The organism is Rhodococcus chondri, assembly GCF_036327435.1.
Lineage (GTDB): Bacteria > Actinomycetota > Actinomycetes > Mycobacteriales > Mycobacteriaceae > Rhodococcus > Rhodococcus chondri.
This window is the reverse complement of record NZ_JAUZMZ010000019.1, coordinates 1-23,781: the sequence shown is the minus strand read 5'-3', so window position 1 is coordinate 23,781 and position 23,781 is coordinate 1. Positions and strand designations below refer to the sequence as shown.

Here is a 23,781-nt window from a genome sequence, read left to right as displayed (position 1 = left end):
ACCGATCGAGTTTCCCGGAAGCGGTTGCAGAGTCCACGGATGTGGACCACGTTTAACCCATGACAGTGCCTGTTGATCGGACCGGTTCCGACCGTGGACCCGACCTCGCCGGTTCGAACGGCGCACCCGGCGTGGATCCGCGCCCGCCGCGCACCGACTTCGTGGTCTTCGGAGTTGCGGCGGCACTCGTCGTCGCGATCGTGGTGTGGGGCCTGGCCGCGCGCGACAATTTCACCACCGTCACCGGCAATGTCCTGAACTGGATCGTCGTCGAACTCGGCTGGCTGTTCGTGCTCACCGCAAGCGGTTTCGTGTTCTTCGTGCTGTGGCTGGCGCTGAGCAGATACGGACGGATCCCGCTCGGCAAGGACGACGAGCGACCGGAGTTCCGGACGATCAGCTGGATCGCAATGATGTTCAGCGCCGGGATGGGCATCGGCTTGATGTTCTTCGGTGTGGCCGAGCCCCTCTCGCATTTCGTGACCCCGCCACCGGGAACCGACGGGGGCACCAGCGTGGCCATGGCCACCACCATGTTTCATTGGAGCCTGCATCCCTGGGCGATCTACGCGGTGGTGGGCCTGGCCATCGCCTACGGAACGTTCCGCAAGGGACGCAAGCAACTCATCAGCTCCGCGTTCATTCCGCTGCTCGGTCGCCGCGCCGAAGGACCGATCGGCAAGTTCATCGACGTCCTCGCGCTGTACGCCACACTGTTCGGCACCGCCGCGTCGCTCGGGCTCGGCGCACTGCAGGTCGGGTCGGGATTCGAAGTCACCGGCTGGCTCGAAACAGCCGGTGTCCTGCTGCTGGTCACGATCGTCGCGGTACTCACCCTCGCATTCGTGGCCTCCGCCGTGTCGGGGGTGGCCAAAGGCATCCAATGGCTCTCGAACATCAACATGGTGCTCGCCGCGGCGCTCGCACTGTTCGTGTTCGTGCTCGGACCCACCGTGCTGATTCTGAACCTGATCCCCACCACGCTCGGTGCCTACGCCGCCGAAATGGCCCGGATGGCTTCGCGCACCGCCGCGTCGGGCGCCGAGTCGGGGGAGTGGCTGTCCTCCTGGACGATCTTCTACTGGGCGTGGTGGGTGTCGTGGGCACCCTTCGTCGGCATGTTCCTGGCCCGCATCAGCCGCGGTCGCACCATCCGCGAGTTCGTCGTCGGCGTCATGATCGTTCCGAGCGTGGTCAGCCTCGTCTGGTTCGCGGTGTTCGGCGGCGCCGCGCTCGGCCAGCAGCAGGACGGACTCGACGTCGCGGAGGCCGGCACCGTCGAGGCCCAGTTGTTCGGGATGCTCGGCAATCTGCCTCTCGTGGGGATCTCGACCGTCGTCGTCATGGTGCTGGTCTCGATCTTCTTCGTCTCCGGCGCGGACGCCGCGTCCATGGTGATGGGGAGTCTCACCCAGCGGGGCACCCTCCAACCGAAACGGTGGATCGTCGTGTTCTGGGGCGGTCTCACCGGTGGAGTCGCGGCGCTGCTGCTCTGGACGGGTGGTTCGGAAGCACTGAACGCGCTGCAGACCATGACGATCATCGCTGCGGCGCCGTTCGTGATCGTCATGATCGGGTTGTGCGTGTCGCTGTACCGCGACCTCCGGCACGATCCGCTCATCACGGCCACGCGGCGGCGAACCCTCCAGCAGCTCGGATGACGGACACGATTCCGGCGCGGCTCGCCTTCGTGATCGCAGCGATGAACCCGCAGCCGGGCTCGTTCGCGCTCGAGATCGGAAGCGGGATCGCGGCGGATCTGGTCGCCGCCCGCGTCGGACCGGTCGGCACCGTGCGGGTCGCCGAGACCCCGCACAGCGTCACCGGCGCCTTCGACCTCGTGTACTGCATCGACGTGCCCCTCTTCCGCGACGACGGCACCGCCGCCCCCGCCGCGGTCGCTTCCCTGTTGCGCCCCGGAGGGCAATTGTGGGTCTTCGACGAACCGCCGTCCGGAATCTCGACGGGACCGCTGTCGATGAACATCAGCGCGGCACTGGCACGCAGCGGTTTCGTGATCGTGGACATGATCGAGGAAGGCCGGACGATCGGGCTGTGCGCGACGGTGAGTGGGTGACGGACAGAACATCGTCCGGCCGCACGGTCCGGTGAGGTGCGCACGGCGGCCGGTCACGAGTGGCGCGGCGCCCCGCGCGCCTGAACCGAGTTGTCGGTCCGCCGCGTTAGCGTGACGCTGCCCGCGGTGCTCTTCGAAAGGAGATGCGCATGACCGACAACGATCGCTTCGACGACGCGGTAGAACAAGCTTGGGGCCGTTTCCGCACGCGTCTGGCCGGCAGAATCGTCGCGCTGTGGGGAAGCGACGGCATCGAAATCGGCGTCCACACCGCGACCGGTCCGGCGCCCTGCGTGCGGATCTCCACATCGGACGACAACAGGGTCTGCGTGGCAGTGGCCGGCGGCGAGACGTTCATCCGCCCGGTCGGGCGTGCCGAAGAACTCGCACATCACGTCGTGACGGTGCTGCGCGAGGGCCACGGTGTGCCCCACCCGACGTTTCTCCACGACGACGACACCGTCGCCTACGGCGTTCTGCGCGACCAGGTCGCCGACACGCTCGCCCGGATGATGGGCCGCCCGGTCCCGACCGACGCCGACGGCGATTTCGTGGTGGTCGTCGAGTCCCAGGTGGTGTTCGTGGTCGTCGACCGCACCGCGTCGAAGGTGCAGTTGTGGGCGCCGCTGCTGCACGAGATCACCGGCCGCGCCAATGCCGCCGATCAGTTGGTCGAACTCAACCGTCACTGGCCGCACATCAAGATCGTGCTCGTCGAGGACCGGCTCGTCGCGACCGCCGACGTGGTGACCGAGCCGTTCGTGCCGCGTCACCTCATAGGTCTGCTCAATACGTTGCGGGTCTTCCTCTGCACCGTCGACGAACGGTTCGCGCAGCGATTCGACGGCGTGCGCTACAGCGGCGACACCGAATCCGACGTCGACAACGAGGAAAGCCTGTTCGACGAACCGAACTGACGGTCGCTCACCGCCAGCTGGGCAGCCACAGCTGGTTGTGCCAGTGCTCCACGCTGATCGGCACAGCGGTGAGAATCGGCCACAACCACACGAAGTTGGCCACCACCAGGCCCACATACAGGCAGGTGACGACGAGTCCGGTGGTCCGCCGTTCCTGTGAGGCACGGGCCGAACCCAGGACATCGCCGAGTACCAGGGCGATGCCCATCACGAGGAACGGCGCCATCGGCACCGCGTAGAAGTAGTACATCTGCCGGTCCAGCGTCGCGAACCACGGCAGCAGACCCGCACCGTACCCGGTCAGGACCGCCGCCCAACGCCAGTCGCGGCGCACCAGCAGCTGCCACAGCCCCCATGCGAGCATCGGCAGCGACACCCACCACAGCGCCGGAGTTCCGATGAGCATCACGGCCTTGACGCACTGCTCGGCGCCGCAGCCGTCGATCTGCTCGCCGTCGGCGAAGTAGTAGAGCATGGGACGCAGTCCCATCGGCCACGTCCACGGCTTGGACTCCCACGGATGCTGGTTGCCCGCCGAATTCGTCAGCCCCGAATGGAAGTCGAGGACGTTCGCGCTGTAGTACCAGAGCGACCGCAGGGCGTCGGGCACGAACGAGAACACCCCGTCGTGACCGATCTGCTTTCCCACCGCATGCCGGTCGACCCCCGTTTCGCTCGCGAACCAGGCCCAGTAGGTGGACACGTAGACGCCGACGGGAATCACCACCAGCGCGTAGAGCGCGGGACCGATGTCGCGCAGCGCGGCGCCGAACCACGGGCGTTCCACCTTGTAGGCGCGGCGCGCGGCGACGTCGAACGCGACCGACATCAGCCCGAAGAACGCGATGAAGTACAAGCCCGACCACTTGGTGCCCACCGCCAGGCCAAGGAGAACACCGGCGCCGAAGCGCCACCACCGCACGCCGAGCCGAGGACCCCACACACTGTCGGCGACGCGGCCCTCCGCGTACACCCGCGCCATGCGTTCCCGCACGTCGTCGTGGTCGACGATCAGGCACCCGAACGCGGCGACGACGAACACCGCCTGGAAGATGTCGAGCATCCCCAGTCGTGACGAGACGAACGTGACGCCGTCCACCACCAACAGCAGTCCGGCGAGCCCGCCGAGCAACGTCGAGCGGGTCATGCGCCGCACGATCCGGACGACGAGCAGCACCAGGATCACACCCGAGACCGCGGCCGAGAATCGCCAGCCCCACCCGTTGTAGCCGAACAGAGCCTCACCGAGCGCGATCAGTTGCTTGCCGACCGGAGGATGCACCACCAGTCCGTAACCGGGGTTGTCCTCGATCCAGTTGCCGGTGAGCACCTGCCAGCCCTGCGGCGCGTAGTGCTTCTCGTCGAACACCGGCGTCTTCGCGTCGGTCGGATAGTGCAGCATCGTGAAGCGGGTGATCGCCGCGAGCGCGGTGACGAAGGCGGTGACGATCCAGCCGCGAGCCCTGTCCGCAGGGCCGAAATCCGCAGGCGGTGTCACCGGGCCGGGGCTCAGGAGGCGACGATCCGGGGCCTGATGAGGGCTCTGGTCCGTCAGGGTCACGTCCCGATCGTAGGCTGAACCGCATGCAGGCAGAGAATCCGGGACAGGGCCGGCTGGTGCTGGCCGCCACACCGATGGGCGATATCGGTGACGCGTCCAGGAGGCTCTGCGATGCGCTGGCCACCGCGGACGTCGTCGCCGCGGAGGACACCCGTCGCACCCGGTCGCTGGCGTCCGCGCTCGGAGTCACCATCACCGGCCGGGTGGTCAGCTTCTACGACCAGGTGGAGGTGTCGCGGGCACCGGCACTGATCGCCGATATCGAGGCCGGGAAGACGGTACTGCTGGTAACCGACGCCGGCATGCCGTCCGTCAGCGATCCCGGCTACCGGCTCGTCTCGGCGTGCGTCGCGGCGGACCTGCCGGTCACGTGCCTGCCCGGGCCGTCGGCGGTGACCACTGCGCTCGCGCTGTCGGGGTTGCCGGTCGAGCGGTTCTGTTTCGACGGGTTCCCGCCGAGAAAGGGCGGTCAGCGCCGCGCCTGGCTGCAGACCTTGGCGGCCGAACCGCGCGCCGTGGTGTTTTTCGAGGCGCCGCACCGGTTGGCGGCGTGCCTGGCCGACGCCGTCGAGGTGCTCGGGGGAGAACGTCGCGCTGCGGTATGCCGGGAACTCACCAAGACCTACGAGGAAGTGCGCCGCGGCACACTCGCCGAACTCGCGCAGTGGGCGGCCGACGGGGTGCGTGGCGAGATCACCGTCGTGCTCGAAGGCGCGACGTCGCAGGCCGTCGAGCCGTCCGCTCTGGTCGAGGTGGTGGAGGAACTCGTCGGCAAGGGCATGAGACTCAAGGACGCGTGCGCGCATGCCGCGACCGCCGGCGTGTCCAAACGCGAACTCTACGATGCGGTTCTCGAGGCGCGCCGCGACTGACAACCCCGGCACCGCGTGCGGGAGTCGTACACTCTCCGGGTCGATCGACCCCGGGAGGCGCGAATGGACACGGTGAACAACTTTCTGATGAAGACCGCAGAGGTGGTGTGGGGTCCCTTCCTGCTGATACCCCTGCTGCTCGGCACCGGTCTGATCCTGACCGTCCGGTTGCAGGGCCTGCAGTTCCGGAAGTTGTGGCCGGCGCTGCGTCTCGGTCTGATCATCCGGAACGACCCCGACGCTTCCGAAGGGGACATCTCCCAGTACCAGGCACTGACCACGGCGCTGGCCGCGACGGTCGGTGTCGGCAACATCGCGGGCGTCGCCACGGCCATCTACTTCGGTGGCCCGGGCGCACTGTTCTGGATGTGGGTGACGGGGCTGGTCGGCATGGCCAGCAAGTACTCGGAAGCCTTCCTCGGCGTCAAGTACCGCACGAGAGACGCCAAGGGTGAGCAGAGCGGCGGCCCGCAGTACTACCTGGCGCGCGCGATCCCCAACAGGTTCGGTCTGGTCCTGAGTCTGATGTTCGCGGTCTTCGCGGTGCTCGCGAGCTTCGGTATCGGCAACATGACCCAGGCGAACACCGTCGCCACCCAGCTCGACGGCACGTTCGGCATTCCCACCTGGCTCAGCGGCGCGGTCATGACCGTGCTCGCCGCCGCGGTGCTGCTCGGCGGCATCAAGTCGATCGGGAAGGTCACCGCCGGGTTCGTGCCCGCGATGATCGTGCTGTACGTCGGCGCCGGCCTGTTCGTCCTGGCCGTCAATATCGGCGACGTGCCCGCGGCGTTGGCGCTCGTGTTCACCGACGCGTTCACCGGCACCGCTGCCACCGGCGGATTCATCGGCTCCGTGTTCATGATCACGATGCGGTACGGCGTCGCCCGGGGCATCTTCTCGAACGAGTCCGGCATGGGCAGCGCCGCAATCGCGGCGGCCGCGGCCCGCACCACACACCCGGTGCGGCAGGGCCTCGTGTCGATGACGCAGACGTTCATCGACACCATCATCGTCGTCACCTTCACCGGCCTGGTCATCATCACCACCGGCGCATGGACGTCGGGGGAGCAGGGCGCGTCGATGACGTCGCTGGCGTTCGCGGACGGTCTCGGCGGGGAATGGGGAAGCTGGATCGTCGCGATCTCCGTCGTGTTCTTCGCGTTCTCGACCATCCTCGGCTGGTCGTACTACGGCGAACGGTGCGTCGAACGGCTCGTGGGCCGCGGCGGTGTGGTGCCCTACCGGGCGGTGTTCGTGCTCGTGGTGTTCGTCGGTGCCACCACCGAACTCGAGGTGGTCTGGAACTTCTCCGACGTGATGAACGGCCTCATGGCTCTGCCGAACCTCGTCGGCCTGATCCTGCTGTCCGGGATGATCGCGCGGGAGACGAAGCAGTATCTCGACCGCGATCCGTATCTGCTGGGGGAGTCACTGCTCGGAGAACCGGAGCAGGGGAAGAATCCCGGCGCTGCCCGATAGGCGCGCTTCGGGTTGTTCGGCGTTCCCCCACGCCGACCGGAACTACCCCTCGTCAGTTCCTGTCGGCGTGGAGAACGCCCGCTGCAAGGCATCCCTTGCATGACTTCCAGTTTCCGGTCGTAATGCGGGCCGGCCAACCACCCGCGACCGAGGTACCGGTATCATCCCAGCTCAGCACGGGTGAGGAATTTTTCCGCAGCGGATGTTTCGAAGCTCGGAGACCCGCGGAAGCGGATCGGAAAGGATGCGGAACGGATGGCGGACGACGCCCGGCGAGCGGATGCTGCCCAGCGACAGTTCTTCGCCGACCAACTCCGGATGCTCTTCGCCGCAGCGGGACGTCCCGCGCTCAAGAAGGTCGTCTCCGACGCGTCCGCGGCGGCCCGCGCCATGGGCAGCGACCGCACGGTATCGGTGCAGCGCATCAGCGACTGGCGCAGCGGCAACAGGCTGCCCGCGAGCTTCGAATCGGTGCACCCGGTGCTGATCGTGCTCATCCGTGCCGCGCGGGCCCTCGACAACGAACCCCCGGCCGCGGGCCTCTACTCCCTCAAGCAGTGGGAGAGCTGGTGGAAGAACGCGCGCGGCCGGGCCGGAGCAGCCCGATCACCCGACAGAACACCTCCCGTGCCCGACGGAATGCGCCCCTACAAGGGCCTGTCCGCGTACCGGGACACCGATGCCCGCCTGTTCTTCGGCCGTGCCCAGAGCGTCCGCACCCTCGCCGATATCGTCGCCGCCGCACACGGGCAGGGCCCGGTCATCGTCACCGGGGCGTCGGGTGTCGGGAAGTCCTCGCTCGTGCAGGCCGGACTCGTCCCGCAGATCTGCGGGGGCGGCGACATCCGGCCCGTCGTGATCACCCCGGGTCGTCATCCCGTCGCGCGCTTTGTCGAGGCATTACCCGAACTCGATGCGATCGACGACCGCGCCGACCCGCACGCCCTGCACGCGGCGTTGCGGGCCGAGGCGGGCCGCACCTCCGCATCGGCCCTGCTGATCATCGTCGACCAGATCGAAGAGCTGTTCACCCAGGGCGTCGATGCCGACGAGTGCAGCGAGTTCCTGCAGTTGATCGAACTTGCCGCCACCGGGAACGACGGAGACGCGCCCGCGCTCGTCGTGGCCACGATGCGGTCGGATTTCTACGACCGTGCCGTCGGAAACCCGGTGCTCGCCCGTGCCCTCGAGCGCCGCAGCAAGACGGTGCAACCCCTCGACCGCGACGACCTCGTCGAAGTGATCACGGTGCCTGCCAAGCTCATGGGAGTGCGGCTCGAAGCCGGCCTCGTGGATCTGATCTTCCACGACCTCGGTGTCGTTGCTCCCGGAGACATCACCGGCACGGAGCTGCCGCTGCTGTCGCATCTGCTCGACACCATGTGGGACAACCGGCACTCGGGTGTCCTCACCGTCGCCGGTTACCGGGCGACCGGAGGGGTGCGCGGTTCGATCGCGGCGAGCGCCGAACGCGCCTGGGAACGTCTCGAGGAACGCGACCGGAAACTCGCCCGGTCGATGATGGTGCACCTCGTATACGTCACCGATACCGGCACGGACGTCATCATCGGGCGTCCGCTCTCGCGGTTGCTCGACGCCGCCGGGGGCGACCGGGCCGCCGCGAGCCGGGTCATCGATCATTTCGTGTCCGCGCGGGTTCTCGTCGTCGATGCGGGCAGTGTCGAGCTGATCCACGCCGCGGTGATCGATGCGTGGCCTCGCCTCAAGTCCTGGATCCAGGAAGATCGCGCGTCCGCCGCGCTGCGCCAGCGGATCGAAGCGGATGCTGTGAGCTGGATCGAGAGCGGATGCAACAGCAGCCTGCTCTACCAGCGTGGACGCATGGATCTGGTCACCGAGCAGGATCCTCGGACCGCCGTGACAGGCACCAGGCCGTCATCCGATGTCACGGTCGCTCTCAGCCCCGTCGCAGTGGACTTCCTCGCCGCGTCACAGCGACAGATCACCCGTTCTCTGTGGCGTCGCCGTGCCGCGGTCGCGGCGCTGGCACTGTCGACGATTGTCGCTCTGATCATGGGCGGCGTGGCCCTGGTGGCGAAGAACCGGGCCGAGGCAGAACGCAGCACCGCGCAGTTTCAGCAGGTGGTGGCGTTGTCCGACGCCATGCGCGACGACGATCCCACCACCTCCGCTCATTTGGCGCTGGCGGCGGCGCACCTGCGGCCCGACAGCGACATTGCGTACTCGCGGCTGATCGCGACGCAGGGGGTGCCGCTCGCGCGCACACTCTCCGGGCACACCGGGCCCGTCTACGGAGTGGCGGTCTCCCCGGACGGGTCGATCCTCGCGTCCGCGAGTGACGACGGCACGGTGCGCCTGTGGGATCTGGCCGCCGAGTCCGGTCCGGCACTCCTCGGCGAGCCCCTCGCGCAGGCGTCGATGTACATGGCGTCGGTGTCGTTCAGTCCCGACGGCCGGTATCTGGCCGGGGGCAGCGGCGGCGGCGGGGTGTGGATCTGGGATCTGTCCGACCCCGCAGCACCGCGCACGATTCTCGACAACCGGGTCTTGGCGACGGGGGCGGTACACAACGTCCGGTTCGGTCCGGCGGGTGACGTCCTCGCGGTGCCGTACGACGACAGCACCGTGGCCCTCGTCGACACCTCCGCGCCCGAGACCGGACGGTTTCCGGCCGCGCCGCTCCTCGGGCACGAAGGCGGAGTCCGGACGGTCTCGTTCCGCACCGACGGCAGCGTCCTGGCCACCTCCAGCGACGATCGCACCGTCCGGCTGTGGGATGTCACCGACCCTGCGGCGCCGCGCAGTATCGGGGCCCCGCTGACCGGCTTCGACGACGTGGCGCATTCGGTGAGCTTCAGCGGCGACGGACGCACACTGGCTGCCAGCAGCGACGACGGGGTGCTACGCCTGTTCGATACGACCGACCCGCGCGCGGTGGCGCCGCTCGGGAGCCCGGTGCGCGCCCACACCGGCGGGGTGTGGAGCATCTCCTTCCTGCCCGACGGGCACACACTCGCGAGCGCATCCTGGGACGGCACCGCGAAATTGTGGTCGGTCGATTTCGACGAACGCACCCTCGACGAGGTCACTCCCGCGTTCACCGGCCACGGCGGGGGTGTGCCGACGCTGACGGTCACCCCGGACGGCGGCAACATCATCACCGGCGGGCAGGACGCCAACGTGCGGATCTGGACGATGCCGCGCAGCCTGGTGTCGGTCGCGGACGCCGCACTGACCCGGCCGTCCAGCGACCGCTCCGGCACTCTCGTCGCAACCTGCAGTTACGGTCCCGCCGTCCGGTTGTGGCGGGTCGACGCGGACGGCGGCTGGAATCGGGCCGGAAGCGCCCTGCTCCCGCGCCCGCTCGGCGGGGCCTACATGTGCGCGCTGTCGCCGTCGGGTGCGATTCTGGCGACCGCGCCCACCGTCGGCGGCAGCATGCAACTGTGGAACGTGCGAGACCCGGCACGTCCGACGCCGATCGGCAATCCGCTGACTTTGGGCACGCGTTTCACGTCCCCGCTGGCGTTCTCTCCCGACGGCACCACGTTGGTCACCGGCGCCGACGATTTTTCCGTGCAACTGTGGAACCTGTCGGACCCGGCGGCACCCGTGCGGTGGGGGGAGCCGCTCACCGGTCCGAAGAATCTCGTGCGCAGCGCCGTGATCAGCCCGGACGGCAGCAGCCTGGTGGTGGCGAGCGCCGACGGGGAGATCTACGCGTGGGACATCAACGATCCAGAGAAACCCCGTGCGTCCGAGGTGTCGGGTGGCCACGACGCCGGCGTCAACGGCGTCGCGTTCAGCGCCGACGGTGCCGTTCTGGCCAGTGGCGGCGACGACCAGCAGGTTGTGCTGTGGGACCGCGACGGTGACGGAAACTTCCGGGCGAGACCGGCGCCGCTGCTCGGGCACAGCGGAACCGTGTACTCGGTGTCCGTGTCGCCGGACGGCCGCCGGGTGGTCAGTGGCAGCGACGACGGCACCGTGCGGTTGTGGGACGTATCCGATCCGGAGGCGATGCGGGCGATCGGCGGTCCCATCACCGATACCGGTGTCGGCCGCTGGCAGGTGGTCTTCCAGCCGGACGGCACCGTGGTCGCTGCCGGCGGCGACGGGGTGGTGCGCACGTGGGACCTCGATCCGGAGAAGGTCACCGAGCGGCTCTGTTCGTCCTCCTCGGGGCGCCTCAGGGAACTGCTACCGCAATACGATCTGCCGGCTCCCGGCCGCGAGGTGTGCTGAGAGCAAGGATGCTGGCGGCTTTGTCGAGGCACTCCTGCCATTCGGTGCCGGGATCGGAGTCGATGGTGATACCGCCGCCCACTCCGAGCGCGCAGGTCCCGTCGGCGCCGAATTCGACGGTACGGATCGCGACGTTCAACTCGAGCCCGGCGAGTGGGCTGGCCATGCCGACGGTGCCGCAGTAGACGCCCCTGGTCTGGGGTTCCCAATGCTGCAGCAGGTCGCGGGCGCGAAGTTTGGGACATCCGGTGACCGACGCGGGCGGGAACATCGCCTCGAGCAGTTCGGGCGTCGACACGTCGGCGCGGCTTCTCGCCGCGACACTCGAGACGAGATGCCACACCCCCGGCGCGGGCCGCACCGCGAGGAGTTCGGTGACCGTGACGCTGCCGGTCGCGGCGATCCGTGCGAGATCGTTGCGGACCAGATCGACGATCATCACGTTCTCGGCAACGTCCTTGACGGAGGCACGCAGCTCGGCGGGATCCCCGGAGCGGGGCAGCGTCCCTTTGATCGGGCTCGACAGCAGCGCGTCGCCGTGACGGGAGACGAACAGTTCGGGGGACAGCGACGCGACCGCACCCCATGAACCCTGAAGGAAGGCGGCGCGCGCGGGACGGGTGCGTGCGATCGCGGTAGTGAAGAACGCGAGCGGATCTCCGGTCCACCGGCCGCTGAACCGGGTGCACACACATGCCTGGTAGACCTCACCGGCGCGGATCGCGGCGAGACATTGTTCGATGCCGTGCCGGTGGACGTCGCGGTCGGGTCCGGTCCAGTCGATGTGCCATTCCGCCTGGGAATGGCCGGGTTCGGTGACGGCCGCGGCCACGTCGGCCGGGCAGGGGGCATCGGTGAGCGATTCGTACCACCAGCACTCGTCGTCGTCGAGTCGCAGCACAGTGTCGGTCCAGCCGCCCGCCGCGACCGGGAGCGCCGGAGGCGGTGCGGTCGGGTCGGCGGTCTCGTCGGGATAGGCGAGGTATCCGATCCAGCCGCCGCCGATGCGTGGCCCGTCCTCTCGCGACGGGATCTGCGGGCAGTCGAACGCCTCGGCGGGCGGCACGGATGCGGTTGTGAGGGACGGTGCGATGACCGCGGCGCAGCCGAACCACCGGCCCGTCACCGCAGCCGGGGGCGGAAGTCCGAGTCGCCGGCTGCGGTCGGAGAGATTGGTGAGCACCCGAGCGGGGGTTCCGCCGCGGCCGAGCCGTTCCATCCCCATGGGTGCCAGTTTTTCACGGGCCGGTGCCGGGGCGACTTCCGAGGTGGGCGAGCTTGTCGGGATTCCGCACGGCATATACCCCGGTGATCCGGCCTCGGTCGATCTCGAACTGGAACACGAGATCGAGAACGTCGGCGGAGTACACGAGCACTCCCGGAGCACCGTTGACGACCGCGGTGTCGACGCGCATGTCCGGCAGCGGCCTGCGGACGAACCCCGCGAACAATCGTGCGACCGGTCGGGCGCCGGTGACGGGGACGCGCGCGGCGCTGACCTTGCCCCCACCGTCCGCGATGTAGACGACATCGGGTGCGAGCAACGACAGCAGTGTGTCGACATCGCCCGTGACCGTCGCGGTGAGGAATTCGGCGATCACCCGGTCCGTCTCGTCGCCGGGAGGAGCGAAGCGTCGCCTGCGTGCCTGGACGTGATTGCGGGCACGGTGCGCGATCTGCCGTACCGCCTGCTCGGACCGCTCGACGGTGTCGGCGATGTGCGGGTAGTCGAATCCGAAGACCTCCCGCATCACGAACACGGCCCGCTCCACGGGACTCAGCGTTTCGAGCACCAGCAGCATCGCCATCGACACCGATTCGGCGAGTTCCACCTCGTCGGCGGCATCGGGGGCGGTGAGTACCGGTTCGGGCAGCCACGGCCCGACGTATTCCTCGCGCCGGCGCTGCGCGGCGCGCAGCGAGTTCAGGGCCTGCCGGGTGACGATCTGCGCCGCATACGCTCTCGGGTTGTCGACGGTGTCGTGGTCGGTGCCGGCCCAGCGCAGGTAGCTGTCCTGCAGGGATGTCCTCACTGTCGGCGACGCTGCCGGTGATTTCGTACGCGATGGAGAACAGCAGCCCACGGTGCGCCGTGAAGACATCCTGCGGTGCGGTGTCGTCCGGGTTCACGGCGCGTTCACCGTCTCGGGGATCCGGCCGATCCCGGAACCACCGCGGAGGCGGAAAGCGCGGCTGCGGGCCTCTCTCGGCATGGCCCAGATGGTGCCACGAACAATGGTCTCCTTGGCGAACGCGCCGAGCCGGCCACGGACCGCGACGTTGCGTGGCGTGTCGTCCGGGTGGGTGAACTGGAGTGCGCCACGGCTTCTGCCCAGCGAGATGCACTGCGCGACGAATCCCAGCGACAACGGCGCGGGCGTGCGTCCCTGCAGTAGCGCCGACACGGTGTCGGCGCCGTGCTTGCCGAGGGGCATCGCGGCCTGGCAGCTCATGCGGATGTGATCCTGACCGGCGACGGTGACGGCGTCGCCGATCCCGACGACGGCGCGGCCGTCGACCGAGCGCAGCGTGTCGTCGACGCGCAGCCGTCCCGTGTCGTCGACGGGGAGTCCACTGCCGCGTGCCAGGTCGGGTACCGAGAACCCGCCCGCCCACACCACGAGATCGGTGCGTGCTTCGGTGCCGTCGTCGAATTGCACGCTGTCGGCGGTGATCCGGGTGACGACACCCGGGCGGACTTCTACCCCGAGTTCGGCCAGGGTCCGGCGCAGGTACCGGCGGGTGCCTTCGGGCAGTGCCCGGCCCGGATCACCCACGAGGGTGTATGCCGGTCCGGGGTGCGCTTCGGCGAGTTCGGATGCGACTTCGATTCCGGTGAGCCCGGCGCCGACGACGGTGACCGCGGCGCCGGCAGGAAGCCCGGAGAGCGCGGTGCGCAGCGCGGTCGCCGATTCGAGGTCGGACACCGCGTACGCCCGCTCTCCACCGGGGACGGCCGGGCGGCCCGGCCCACTTCCGACCGCGTACACCGCGACGTCGTACGGCAGCACCGTCCCGTCGTCGAGGAGCACGGCGTCGTCGTCGATCCGGGCGGCAGTGCCGACGTGTAGTTCTGCGCGGGGGTGCAGCAGTGTCGTCAGGTCGTGTGTCGCCGTACCGGTGCCGGCGGCGACCTGGTGCAGGCGCACCCGCTCGACGAACACCGGCCGCCGATTGACCACGGTCACGGCGAGGTCGGGATGGGTGGCTAGCAGCCGGTTCGTGGCCATGACTCCGGCATACCCGGCGCCGACGACTACTACCTGAGTGCGGGCGTTGCTCATTGTTCTCGCCTCGATGTCTCTCGTACGGATGGGTCGCTGATGAGACACCGCTCGGACGGTGGATGTGACATGTCGGCGAATGCGGGGTGCGCCGGCGCCGGGACTCAGCGTCCCAACGGTTCCTGTCCGGCCGCCAGCGACGCGGATTCGGCGGCATCACGGCCCGCGTGGAATCCGTCGGCGTCGATCCCGCGGCTGCGCGAGGAGCGGGTGGTGGGGAACAGCCGACGGAACTCGACATCGACGGATTCCGAGCGTCGCGCGAGGATGGGCGCGAGGTCGGTGACGGGTATCCGGGCATCGGCCGCTGCGTCGGCGGTGGCGCGGACGTCGGCTTCACGCAGGCGTTCGCCGATACGGTGCGCAAAACCGGTGAGGAATGCCCGCCGGAAGGACGTCGCGCCGCCGCCGCGGCGTCCCGCGGTGTCCGTCGCGCCCATCGCGCGGGTGGCCTGCACGAGCAGTGACGTGAACAGCATCTCGACCTGCTGGAGGTCGACGACCGTACCGACGATCGTGGCGATCTGTACGCGGGTGAACCACACGGTGCGGACCCGGTTGGCGTCGCCGATGGCCGTGAGGAGCAGCACCTTCTCCTTGGCGTAGGGGCTGTCGAGGTGCAGTCGCCGTCCCCGCACCGGATCGGAGGACACGCCGGTGTCCGCGAGCAGTGCCGCGCCGACCGCGTAGCGCGTCATCAACTCCTGGGCCTTCGCGGTCAGGGCTTCGGCCTCGTCGGGGAAGTCGGTGGATTCGGCTTTGGTGAGCAGTCCGCGGATCCGGTCGAGCACCCGGCGGTCGGGGGTGGTGGGTGCGGTGCCGTCCGGGGTGGCGCGAATCGGGGGCCACTGCGACGGCGGCGCGGTGAGCCGAGTGAATGCGGGCAGGTACTTCCAGGTGAAGGCGACGCCGTCGACCTGGAACCGTGAGACGGTGGGCAACGCGCGCCGCAGGCCGGCGCCGAACGCCACGTCGCGGTCGGTGATCCGCGTGAGGTGCGGGTGCCGAGCGGCGATGGCGCGCAGTTGATGCACCCAGTCGGTGGGTGCCCGGTGCAGGGCGCGGGTGTGCTGGGCGTCGAACAGCACCGCGGCGGCGGCGAGCGGTACGTCCGTGGTGTCGCCCGACCGTGCCGTCACGTGCAGAACGTCGGCGGGCTGCCAGCCGCGCTCGTAGACGCCGCTCAACTCGTCGAGCAGTTGTTGCGCGTCGAGTTCATCTCTTCGAATGTATGTTCCATCGATCCGCATGGCCGGAGTGTGACGGAAGGCACCGACAGGTTTGTTTCGGTGCCCTGCAACCACACCCCGACCTGTGCCGATCGGGTGGCTACGCGTCCTCGTCGACGTAGCGCGGGAACACCGGAGCCGGAGCCGGGAGTGCGGTTCCGGGCGCCAGCCGGTCCGCGACGGCGGTGAACTGCCGCGCGTCCGGATCCTGGCCGAGCAGGTCGAGGATCCTGCCGCCCGCGCCGGGCATCACCGGCTGGACCAGGATGCCGACGATCCGCACCACTTCGAGCGTGACGTACAGAACGGTCGCCATCCGCGCCGGATCGGTCTTGCGGAGCACCCACGGTTGCTGCGCCGAGAAGTAGCGATTGGTTTCTCCGAGCACGTGCCAGATCGCCTCGAGACCGAGGTGGATCGCCTGCACGTCGAACTCTGCGCGCACCTTCTCGAGCAGCGCGTCCGCCTGCGCGAGCATCGCCTCGTCCTCGGTGGTGAACTCACCGGGAGCGGGCACCGTCCCCTCGAGGTTCTTCGCGACCATCGTCAGCGATCGCTGTGCGAGGTTGCCGAGATCGTTGGCGAGGTCGGCGTTGACTCGCGTGACGATCGCCTCGTGGCTGTAGCTGCCGTCCTGTCCGTACGAGATCTCGCGCAGCAGGAAGAAGCGCAACTGGTCGAGTCCGTAGCGCTCGACCATCTCGAGCGGGTCGACGACGTTGCCGACCGACTTCGACATCTTCTCGCCCTTGTTGAACAGGAAGCCGTGCACGAACACCCGCTTGGGCAGCTCGAGCCCCGCCGACATGAGGAACGCCGGCCAGTACACGGTGTGGAACCGCGTGATGTCCTTGCCGATGATGTGCAGATCGGCCGGCCAGAACCGCCGGTAGGACTCGGATCCGGTGTCGGGGAAGCCGGCTCCGGTCAGGTAGTTGGTGAGTGCGTCGACCCACACGTACATCACGTGGTCGGGATGGCCCGGCACCGGCACACCCCAGTCGAAGGTGGTGCGGGAGATCGACAGGTCCTTCAACCCGCCCGAGACGAAGCTGACGATCTCGTTGCGCCGGGTGGCGGGAGCGATGAAGTCCGGCTGCTCCTCGTAGAGCTTCAGCAGCTTGTCCTGGTACGCGGACAACCGGAAGAAGTAGGTCGATTCCTCGGTCCACTCCACCGGCGTGCCGGTGTCGGTGGAGATCCGCGACCCGTCGTCCTGCACCGTGGTCTCGGCGTCGGTGTAGAACGCCTCGTCGCGCACCGAGTACCAGCCCGCGTAGGTGTCGAGGTAGATGTCACCCGCATCCACCATCCGTTCCCAGATCACCCGGCTCGCCTCGAGGTGATCCTCGTCGGTGGTGCGGATGAACCGGTCGTACGAGATGCCGAGCGCCTTGTCCATCGCCTCGAACACGTCGGAGTTGCGGGCCGCCAGCTCGGTGACCGGGATGCCTTCCTTCTCCGCGGTCTGCTGCATCTTCAGTCCGTGCTCGTCGGTGCCGGTGAGGAACCGGACGTCGAAGCCGTCGAGACGCTTGAACCGGGCGAGCGCATCGGTGGAGATGTACTCGTAGGCGTGCCCGATGTGGGGAGCGCCGTTCGGATACGCGATCGCGGTAGTGACGTAGAACGGCGGGCGAGAGTCGGAGGCCGCTGGGCGGGCGGGTTCAGGCGCAGTCATGGTGCGGCTAGTTTATAGGGCGTGAGCAAAGACCGTCCCGCGCCCGAACCGCCGCAGCCGCTCTCGCCTCTCGTCGATGCCCACACCCATCTGGATGCGTGCGGCGCGACCGACTCCGCGACGACGACCGCGATCGTGGATCGGGCCGCCGCGGTGGGGGTCGGGCGGATCGTCACCGTCGCCGATGATCTCGAGGCGGCGCGCTTCGCGGTGCAGGCCGCGCACTGGGACGAGCGGGTCTTCGCGGCCGTGGCGATTCATCCCACCCGGGCGAACAGCCTGGACGACGCCACCCGGGCCGAGGTCGAGAAGCTCGCCGCGGATCCGCGCTGTGTCGCGGTGGGGGAGACCGGCCTCGACCTGTACTGGCCGGGCAAGCTCGACGGCTGCGCCGAACCCGCCGAGCAGGAAGAAGCGTTCCGCTGGCACATCGACCTGGCGAAACGGCTCGGCAAGACCCTCATGATCCACAACCGCGAGGCGGACGCCGAACTCTTGCGGGTGCTGCACGACGAGGGCCCGCCCGAGACGGTGATCTTCCACTGCTTCTCCTCCGACGCGGCGATGGCCCGCGCGTGTGTCGACGCCGGATATGTGCTGAGTTTCTCGGGCACGGTCAGTTTCAAGAACGCGAAGGCCCTGCGGGAGGCGGCACCGCTGGTGCCGCGCGAGCTGGTGCTGGTCGAGACGGACGCACCGTTCCTCACCCCGCATCCGTTCCGGGGTGCTCCGAACGAGTCGTACTGCCTGCCGTACACGGTGCGGGCGCTGGCCGCGGTGCGTGGTGAGGACGCCGAGGAGCTCGCCGCGGCGACCACTGCGAATGCCGAACGGGTATACGGACTTTCGTAAACAACCCCCGCACCCCTGTGCCGCTCGTGAGAATGTGGGCGCATGCACAACTTCGTCTACACGGCACATCCGGCCCGCGTGATCTTCGGTGCGGGCACCGCTTCGAACGTCGCCGACGAGGTGCGCCGTCTCGGCCGGTCCCGCGTACTGCTGCTCGGCGGGGAGCATGTGCTCTCGCAGGCCGAACTGGTCGAGCGTGTTCTGGGCACCCTGCAGGTCGCCCGGTTCGACGGCGCGGTGATGCACACCCCGGTGGCGGTGACCGAGCAGGCACTGCGTCATGTCACCGAGAACGACGTGGATGCGATCGTCGCGGTGGGCGGTGGCTCCACGACCGGCCTGGCGAAGGCATTGGCCGTGCGAACCGGGGTGGATCAGGTGATTCTGCCCACCACCTATGCCGGGTCCGAGGTCACGCCGGTGCTCGGGGAAACCGCGGACGGGGTCAAGTCGACTCGTTCGTCCCCCGACATCCTGCCGGAAACGGTGATCTACGACGTCGAATTCACCGCCACGATGCCCATCCCCATGGCGGTGACGAGCGCCGTGAACGCGCTGGCGCACGCGGTCGAAGCCCTCTACGCCGTGCATGCGAACCCGATCGTCGACGCGCTCGCACTCGAGGCGATCGCCGCAATCGGACGGGGAATTCCTGCCCTCGGCGCGGACGGTGTCGACCTGGAAGGCCGCTCGGACCTGTTGCTCGCGGCGTGGCTGTCGGGCACATGCCTCGCCTCGGTCGGAATGGGGCTGCACCACAAGCTCTGTCATGTCCTCGGCGGCTCGTTCGATCTTCCCCACGCGGCGACGCACACCGTGGTGCTCCCGCACGTCATGGCGTACAACGCGGCGTCGGTGCCGGGGGTGATGACGCGCATCGCGGCTGCGCTCGAGACCGACTCCGCGCCGACCGGTGTCTACGACCTGATCGCCGCGGCCGGGGTTCCGACGTCGCTGGAGGAACTCGGGCTCGGTGAGGCGGATCTCGACGAGGTCGCCCTGCTCGCCACGGAGAAGACGTATCCGAACCCCCGTGAGGTCACTCGTGTCGGCGTGCGCAGGTTGCTGAGCGAGGCGTTCGCCGGTGCGCGCCCCGCATGAGCCGTGCTGCCCGTGGCCGACTCGGCACCCCGAAAGGTTGAACCTACAACTAGAGCCTGCTACTTTAGTTGTCGCTTCAACTAATCGAGGTCGTTCGGCCTCACAACCGGAAGGCCTTTCATGAACAACCCCCTCATCCGCGACATCGGTCTGCTGATCGCCCGCGTCGGTCTCGGGCTCGTCTTCCTGGTCCACGGGCTGCAGAAGCTCGTCACCTGGGGCCAGGCAGGCACCACCGCCGGATTCGAGGGCATGGGCGTGCCCGCACCCTCCGTGAGCGCATTCGTCGCGACGTGGATCGAGGTGCTCGGTGGCGCCGCCCTGATCCTCGGTCTGCTGGTGCCGATCTTCGGTGTCCTGCTGTTCCTCCAGATGCTGGCCGCGTTCTTCCTCGTCCATGTCGGCAACGGCGTCTACGTGACCGACGGCGGGTACGAGCTCGTCACCGCGTTGGGTCTCGGTGCGCTGCTGCTCGCGGTCGTGGGCGCCGGCTCCTTCAGTATCGACCGGTTCCTGGCCCCGAAGGTGAGTTTCGTCCGCGCTGCGTAATCGGCCGGAACGGGGCGCCCCGCCTGTGATCGACGGTGATCACAGGCGGGGCGCCTTTTTGTCTGCGCGCGCTAATTCCACCGGTGTAATTCAAGGGCGTCAACCCTCGTGTTCCGGACATTTTCCACCGATGCGCGAGATCTGATTCGGCCCGTTTCGAGGACCGTCCAAGCCGTTCGAAGATTACGAATTGTCACCGAATACAAATCGGCATTTCTGCACGTCAACGCGGTCTAGTTGCCATATCAATGCGGTTTCGTTACCGTGCCGTGATCACCGTTGTCGTCTGTCTGGAAATTGTCGTGTCACCTTTTAACAAGATCAACCGAGTCAAATCGCCGGTGTTCTTCGTCCTGGTCGCCGCATTGTTCGTGACGCTGGTCACCGGTGGAATCACCGCCCTCGTCAAGCACAAGGAGCTGACCCTCGATGTGGACGGTGAGCAGCGCGCCTTCGGCACCATGAGCTCGACCGTCGGCGACATCCTGGCCGACGCCGGCTACGCGGTCGACGAGCACGATGTCGTCGCTCCCGCGGTGGACGCGTCGGTCTCCGACGGCGACACCATCGTGTTGCGTCAGGCCCGCGAGGTCGCGCTCACCGTCGACGGCGAAGAGCGCACCGTGTGGACCACCGCGCTCACCGTCGACGAGGCGCTCGACCAGTTCCGGATGGGAGACGACGTGTACGTCTCGGCGTCGCGCTCGCACCGGTTGCCGCTGGACGGCACCGAACTCGAGGTCGTGAGCCCCAAGACCGTGCATCTCGTCGACGGCGGTGCCCCCGCTGTTCCCGTGCGCCTGGCCGCTCCCTCCGTCGAAGACTTCCTGCGGGCCCACAACGTGTCGCTCGAACAGGCCGACTCGGTGAGCCCCGCCGCCGACGCCCCCGTCGTCGACGGCATGGAGGTCCGCGTCACGCGCGACCGCGTCGAGACCCGCATCGAGAACCTGCCGATCGCTCCGCCGGAACGCCGCGTCGACGATCCGAACATGCCCCTGGGCGAGACTGCCGTCGACAATCCGGGCGCGCCCGGTGAGCGCTCCGTCACCTTCGAGGTGCATACCGTCGACGGCAAGGAGGTCGGCCGCACCGAGAAGGCGTCGACCGTTCTGGCCGAACCGCAGCCTGTGGTCGTGCGCTCCGGCACCAAGCCCAAGCCCGCGGCGCCTGCAGTGCCCGCGTCGGGCCGTGCCTCCACGTGGGACTCCATCGCACAGTGCGAGGCGACGGGCAACTGGGCCATCAACACAGGTAACGGCTTCTACGGCGGTCTCCAGTTCACGCAGCAGACGTGGGCCGGATTCGGCGGCACGCAGTACGCGCCGCGCGCCGACATGGCCACCCGCGAACAGCAGATCGCGGTCGCCGAGAAGGTTCAGGCGGCGCAGGGCTGGGGTGCCTGGCCCGCATGCACCAGCAAGCTCGGCCTCCGCTGATGCAGGCGTGATGCGCGACCTGACGCCCGTTCGGGTGCGCTAGGTTCGGCTCGTGCCAGCAGACAATCCAGACGCCACCCCGGCTTCTCCGCGCGGCCTCGCCGCCTTGCTCGGACCCGCAGAGGTTCGTGCGCTCGCGGAGGAGTTCGGGGTGCGGCCGACCAAGCAGCTCGGGCAGAACTTCGTGCACGACGCCAACACGGTGCGCCGCATCGTATCGGTCGCGGGCGTGGACCGCGGCGACGTGGTTCTCGAGGTCGGACCGGGGCTCGGGTCGCTGACCCTGGCGCTGCTCGACGTCGTCGATCGCGTGGTGGCCGTGGAGATCGATCCGAAACTCGCGGCGCGTCTGCCCGAGACGGTGGCCCAGCGCGCACCCGAACTCGCTGCTCGGCTCGACGTCGTGCCCATGGACGCGATGAGAGTGCGGCCGGACGATCTGCCGGCAGCGCCGACGGCGCTGGTCGCCAATCTCCCGTACAACGTGGCGGTTCCGGTCCTGCTGCATCTGTTCTCCGAATTGCCTTCACTGCGCACCGCTTTGGTGATGGTGCAGGCAGAAGTGGCCGACCGCCTGGCCGCCGCACCCGGAAGCAAGGTGTACGGGGTGCCCAGCGTCAAAGCGCGGTTCTTCGGTGACGTCCGGCGGGCCGGCGCGGTCGGGCGGGCCGTGTTCTGGCCGGTGCCGCAGGTCGAATCGGGTCTGGTGCGCGTCGATCGCTACGTGGATCCGCCGTGGCCTACCGACGCCGCGCATCGGGTCGCGGTGTTCCGGGTTGTCGATGCCGCGTTTGCCCAGCGCCGCAAGACTTTGCGGGCCGCACTCGGCAGTTGGGCCGGCTCGCCGGCGGAGGCCGAGCGACGGCTGGTCGCCGCCGGAATCGATCCGTCGATGCGCGGTGAAACGCTCGATGCCGCTGCGTACGTGCGTCTCGCTGCCGTGGAGTGACGCACGTCACTGCCGAGGATTCTTGGCGGCGGGGCGGATGTGTGATCTACTGGCACTTGGTCGTTAGGTAGTGTGTTTGTGGTTAGCCCTCGCACATTTCTAGTTGCGAGCGGATGCGATAGCCACCACGGAATCGTTCTCAGCCGTTTAGTGACAGACCCGGGAGGCACACAGTCTCCCGACGAGACAGGACAGTCTTGGCGCGTCCTGCCTGCTTAAGGATACAAAATGGTTGAAGGTACCGTGAAGTGGTTCAACGGCGAAAAGGGCTTCGGCTTCATCGCTCCGGCCGACGGTTCGGNTGACGTGTTCGTGCACTTCTCCGAGATCCAGGGCCGCGGCTTCCGCACCCTCGAGGAGAACCAGCGCGTGAGCTTCGAGATCGGACAGGGCCAGAAGGGCCCGCAGGCCACCGGCGTCAACGTCATCGGCTGATACCGAACTTTCCGGCAGGGCCGGCACCCCATCGGGGTGCCGGCCCTGCCGCTGTTTGCGGTGTCTCTCAAGCGTTCTCGTAGCGCTCTGCCAGAAGTGCATGGCGCTCACCGGCTTTCCGGCATGCGGTGCGCAGTTCCGGTGGATCCAGCACGGTGAAGTCGACATCGAACGCGGCAAGCCACCGAGCGATCGACTCGAGCGAGGAACCGCCGAGTACCACCGCGCAGTGCCCGGCGTCCACGGGCTCGAGGGTGCCCCAGAACTCGTCGACCATAGGTGCGATCGTCCCCGAGGGGGCGTGCAGGAGCACTCGGGCCGGCACCGCAGTGGCTCCGCGCGCAATCCCGCGCGAGACGAACTCGGCGGCGCCACCGACGGGAAGTTCACGCGGCGTGAAACGCGGTCCGGTGGGGATCTTCGGTTCCATCCGGTCCACGCGAAACGACCGCCAGTCCTCGCGGGCCGGATCCCACGCCACCAGATACCAGCGCAGGCCCGAACGCACGACGCGGTACGGCTCCACCTCGCGCCGCGATACGACGCCGTCGTGGGTGCGGTAGTCGAACCGCAGGCGCTCGTGGGCGTGACACACCGCGGTCACGTCCGCGAGCAGGCCCGCGTCGACCGCAGACGGCGCCGGTCGATCGACCACGTCGACCTGCAGCGCCTCGAGCCGGTGCCGCAGCCGGGACGGCATCACCTGCCGCAACTTGGCGAGGGCGCGGTTCGCGGCGTCGCCGATACCGGTGACGGACGCCGTCGCACCGGAACGCAGGGCCAGCGCGACCGCCACGACCTCCTCGTCGTCGAGCAGCAGCGGCGGCATCTCCGCGCCCGCCCCCAGCCGGTACCCGCCGCCCACGCCGACCGTCGCGTCGACGGGATAACCCAGCTCGCGCAACTTCTCGACGTCGCGGCGCACCGTGCGGGGGGTGATCTTCAATCGGTCGGCGAGATCGGCGCCGGACCAATCGCGCCGCATCTGCAGCAGAGACAGCAGGCGGAGCAAGCGTGCCGAGGTTTCGAGCATGATCCGAGACTGCCACGGATCGAGGACCGAAGATGTCCTCGATCGAGATCTTCTCGGGGCGGACGGTTCAGTCGAGGTGCTCGACGGGCTGAC

General features: G+C 68.5%; 18 protein-coding genes and 1 pseudogene. 12 read left to right on the top strand and 7 right to left on the bottom strand.

The window, feature by feature from the left end:
• The first annotated feature begins 59 nt into the window (after positions 1 to 59).
• The 3 genes from Q8814_RS05520 to Q8814_RS05510 all read left to right on the top strand — a co-directional run bounded on the left by Q8814_RS05520 (position 60) and on the right by Q8814_RS05510 (position 2,994).
• Positions 60 to 1,661 (top strand): BCCT family transporter, encoded by a 1,602-nt coding sequence (locus Q8814_RS05520; RefSeq protein WP_330151016.1) that lies wholly within the window; start codon positions 60 to 62, stop codon positions 1,659 to 1,661.
• Entirely contained in the window at positions 1,658 to 2,077 is a 420-nt protein-coding gene (locus Q8814_RS05515) for a class I SAM-dependent methyltransferase (RefSeq protein WP_330151015.1), read from the top strand. Before Q8814_RS05520 ends, Q8814_RS05515 begins: the two co-directional genes overlap by 4 nt.
• A 149-nt stretch (positions 2,078 to 2,226) precedes the next feature.
• Positions 2,227 to 2,994, top strand: a complete 768-nt coding sequence (locus Q8814_RS05510) for a T3SS (YopN, CesT) and YbjN peptide-binding chaperone 1 (protein ID WP_330151014.1) — start codon at positions 2,227 to 2,229, stop codon at positions 2,992 to 2,994.
• Positions 2,995 to 3,001: 7 nt separating this feature from the next.
• Here the strand turns inward: Q8814_RS05510 and Q8814_RS05505 are convergent, their stop codons facing one another.
• A complete protein-coding gene (locus Q8814_RS05505; RefSeq protein ID WP_330151013.1) occupies positions 3,002 to 4,555 on the bottom strand; it encodes a dolichyl-phosphate-mannose--protein mannosyltransferase in 1,554 nt (517 codons plus the stop codon).
• A 23-nt stretch (positions 4,556 to 4,578) separates the two neighbouring features.
• Between Q8814_RS05505 and rsmI the strand changes: the two genes are divergently transcribed.
• The 3 genes from rsmI (at position 4,579) to Q8814_RS05490 (ending at position 11,136) form a co-directional block, all read left to right on the top strand.
• Positions 4,579 to 5,427, top strand: coding sequence for a 16S rRNA (cytidine(1402)-2'-O)-methyltransferase (gene rsmI, locus Q8814_RS05500; RefSeq protein ID WP_330151012.1), 849 nt, complete (start codon positions 4,579 to 4,581; stop codon positions 5,425 to 5,427).
• Positions 5,428 to 5,490: 63 nt separating this feature from the next.
• The gene (locus Q8814_RS05495) at positions 5,491 to 6,909 is read left to right on the top strand and encodes an alanine/glycine:cation symporter family protein (protein ID WP_330151011.1); all 1,419 of its coding nucleotides are present in this window, start codon (positions 5,491 to 5,493) and stop codon (positions 6,907 to 6,909) included.
• A 255-nt stretch (positions 6,910 to 7,164) separates the two neighbouring features.
• Complete coding sequence (locus tag Q8814_RS05490) at positions 7,165 to 11,136, top strand: nSTAND1 domain-containing NTPase (protein ID WP_330151010.1); 3,972 nt, start codon at positions 7,165 to 7,167, stop codon at positions 11,134 to 11,136.
• On the opposite strand, the gene Q8814_RS05485 is transcribed toward Q8814_RS05490, so the two are convergent.
• From Q8814_RS05485 to metG, 5 genes and pseudogenes are all read right to left on the bottom strand, one after another.
• Positions 11,081 to 12,361, bottom strand: coding sequence for an aminodeoxychorismate synthase component I (locus Q8814_RS05485; RefSeq protein WP_330151009.1), 1,281 nt, complete (start codon positions 12,359 to 12,361; stop codon positions 11,081 to 11,083). The two genes, Q8814_RS05490 and Q8814_RS05485, sit on opposite strands and share 56 nt — an antisense overlap.
• Positions 12,362 to 12,374: 13 nt before the next feature.
• Positions 12,375 to 13,266, bottom strand: a pseudogene (locus tag Q8814_RS05480) (RNA polymerase sigma-70 factor).
• The gene (locus tag Q8814_RS05475; protein WP_330151008.1) at positions 13,263 to 14,420 is read right to left on the bottom strand and encodes an NAD(P)/FAD-dependent oxidoreductase; all 1,158 of its coding nucleotides are present in this window, start codon (positions 14,418 to 14,420) and stop codon (positions 13,263 to 13,265) included. Before Q8814_RS05475 ends, Q8814_RS05480 begins: the two are co-directional and overlap by 4 nt.
• Positions 14,421 to 14,524: 104 nt before the next feature.
• Positions 14,525 to 15,670, bottom strand: coding sequence for a DUF2786 domain-containing protein (locus Q8814_RS05470; protein WP_330151007.1), 1,146 nt, complete (start codon positions 15,668 to 15,670; stop codon positions 14,525 to 14,527).
• A gap of 79 nt (positions 15,671 to 15,749) precedes the next feature.
• Positions 15,750 to 17,330 (bottom strand): methionine--tRNA ligase, encoded by a 1,581-nt coding sequence (gene metG / locus Q8814_RS05465; RefSeq protein ID WP_330151006.1) that lies wholly within the window; start codon positions 17,328 to 17,330, stop codon positions 15,750 to 15,752.
• 21 nt (positions 17,331 to 17,351) lie between these two features.
• On the opposite strand from metG, the gene Q8814_RS05460 reads away from it, so the two are divergent.
• From Q8814_RS05460 to Q8814_RS05435, 6 genes are all read left to right on the top strand, one after another.
• Positions 17,352 to 18,182, top strand: a complete 831-nt coding sequence (locus Q8814_RS05460) for a TatD family hydrolase (protein WP_330151005.1) — start codon at positions 17,352 to 17,354, stop codon at positions 18,180 to 18,182.
• A gap of 42 nt (positions 18,183 to 18,224) precedes the next feature.
• Positions 18,225 to 19,283 carry a maleylacetate reductase gene (locus tag Q8814_RS05455; RefSeq protein WP_330151004.1) on the top strand — a complete coding sequence of 353 codons (1,059 nt, stop codon included), beginning with the start codon at positions 18,225 to 18,227 and terminating at the stop codon, positions 19,281 to 19,283.
• A 120-nt stretch (positions 19,284 to 19,403) separates the two neighbouring features.
• Positions 19,404 to 19,832, top strand: a complete 429-nt coding sequence (locus tag Q8814_RS05450) for a DoxX family protein (protein WP_330151003.1) — start codon at positions 19,404 to 19,406, stop codon at positions 19,830 to 19,832.
• Between the two features lie 302 nt (positions 19,833 to 20,134).
• Positions 20,135 to 21,271 carry a transglycosylase family protein gene (locus Q8814_RS05445; RefSeq protein WP_330151046.1) on the top strand — a complete coding sequence of 379 codons (1,137 nt, stop codon included), beginning with the start codon at positions 20,135 to 20,137 and terminating at the stop codon, positions 21,269 to 21,271.
• A 52-nt stretch (positions 21,272 to 21,323) separates the two neighbouring features.
• Positions 21,324 to 22,220 (top strand): 16S rRNA (adenine(1518)-N(6)/adenine(1519)-N(6))-dimethyltransferase RsmA, encoded by an 897-nt coding sequence (rsmA, locus tag Q8814_RS05440; protein WP_330151002.1) that lies wholly within the window; start codon positions 21,324 to 21,326, stop codon positions 22,218 to 22,220.
• 228 nt (positions 22,221 to 22,448) lie between these two features.
• Positions 22,449 to 22,655, top strand: a complete 207-nt coding sequence (locus Q8814_RS05435; protein WP_330151001.1) for a cold-shock protein — start codon at positions 22,449 to 22,451, stop codon at positions 22,653 to 22,655.
• A gap of 67 nt (positions 22,656 to 22,722) precedes the next feature.
• Here Q8814_RS05435 and Q8814_RS05430 read toward each other — a convergent pair whose 3' ends face one another.
• Positions 22,723 to 23,688: a helix-turn-helix transcriptional regulator gene (locus tag Q8814_RS05430; protein WP_330151000.1), complete on the bottom strand. Its 966-nt coding sequence runs from the start codon at positions 23,686 to 23,688 to the stop codon at positions 22,723 to 22,725.
• Between the last annotated feature and the right edge of the window lie 93 nt (positions 23,689 to 23,781).

Excerpts from the sequence above, each read along its gene's own strand:
- Q8814_RS05450 (WP_330151003.1), top strand. The coding sequence starts at position 19,404 with ATGAACAACCCCCTCATCCGCGACATCGGTCTGCTGATCGCCCGCGTC.
- Q8814_RS05430 (WP_330151000.1), bottom strand. The coding sequence starts at position 23,688 with ATGCTCGAAACCTCGGCACGCTTGCTCCGCCTGCTGTCTCTGCTGCAG.
- Q8814_RS05490 (WP_330151010.1), top strand. The coding sequence starts at position 7,165 with ATGGCGGACGACGCCCGGCGAGCGGATGCTGCCCAGCGACAGTTCTTC.
- Q8814_RS05510 (WP_330151014.1), top strand. The coding sequence starts at position 2,227 with ATGACCGACAACGATCGCTTCGACGACGCGGTAGAACAAGCTTGGGGC.
- Q8814_RS05495 (WP_330151011.1), top strand. The coding sequence starts at position 5,491 with ATGGACACGGTGAACAACTTTCTGATGAAGACCGCAGAGGTGGTGTGG.
- Q8814_RS05485 (WP_330151009.1), bottom strand. The coding sequence starts at position 12,361 with ATGGGGATGGAACGGCTCGGCCGCGGCGGAACCCCCGCTCGGGTGCTC.
- rsmI (WP_330151012.1), top strand. The coding sequence starts at position 4,579 with ATGCAGGCAGAGAATCCGGGACAGGGCCGGCTGGTGCTGGCCGCCACA.
- Q8814_RS05520 (WP_330151016.1), top strand. The coding sequence starts at position 60 with ATGACAGTGCCTGTTGATCGGACCGGTTCCGACCGTGGACCCGACCTC.
- Q8814_RS05515 (WP_330151015.1), top strand. The coding sequence starts at position 1,658 with ATGACGGACACGATTCCGGCGCGGCTCGCCTTCGTGATCGCAGCGATG.
- Q8814_RS05475 (WP_330151008.1), bottom strand. The coding sequence starts at position 14,420 with ATGAGCAACGCCCGCACTCAGGTAGTAGTCGTCGGCGCCGGGTATGCC.
- metG (WP_330151006.1), bottom strand. The coding sequence starts at position 17,330 with ATGACTGCGCCTGAACCCGCCCGCCCAGCGGCCTCCGACTCTCGCCCG.
- Q8814_RS05470 (WP_330151007.1), bottom strand. The coding sequence starts at position 15,670 with ATGCGGATCGATGGAACATACATTCGAAGAGATGAACTCGACGCGCAA.
- Q8814_RS05455 (WP_330151004.1), top strand. The coding sequence starts at position 18,225 with ATGCACAACTTCGTCTACACGGCACATCCGGCCCGCGTGATCTTCGGT.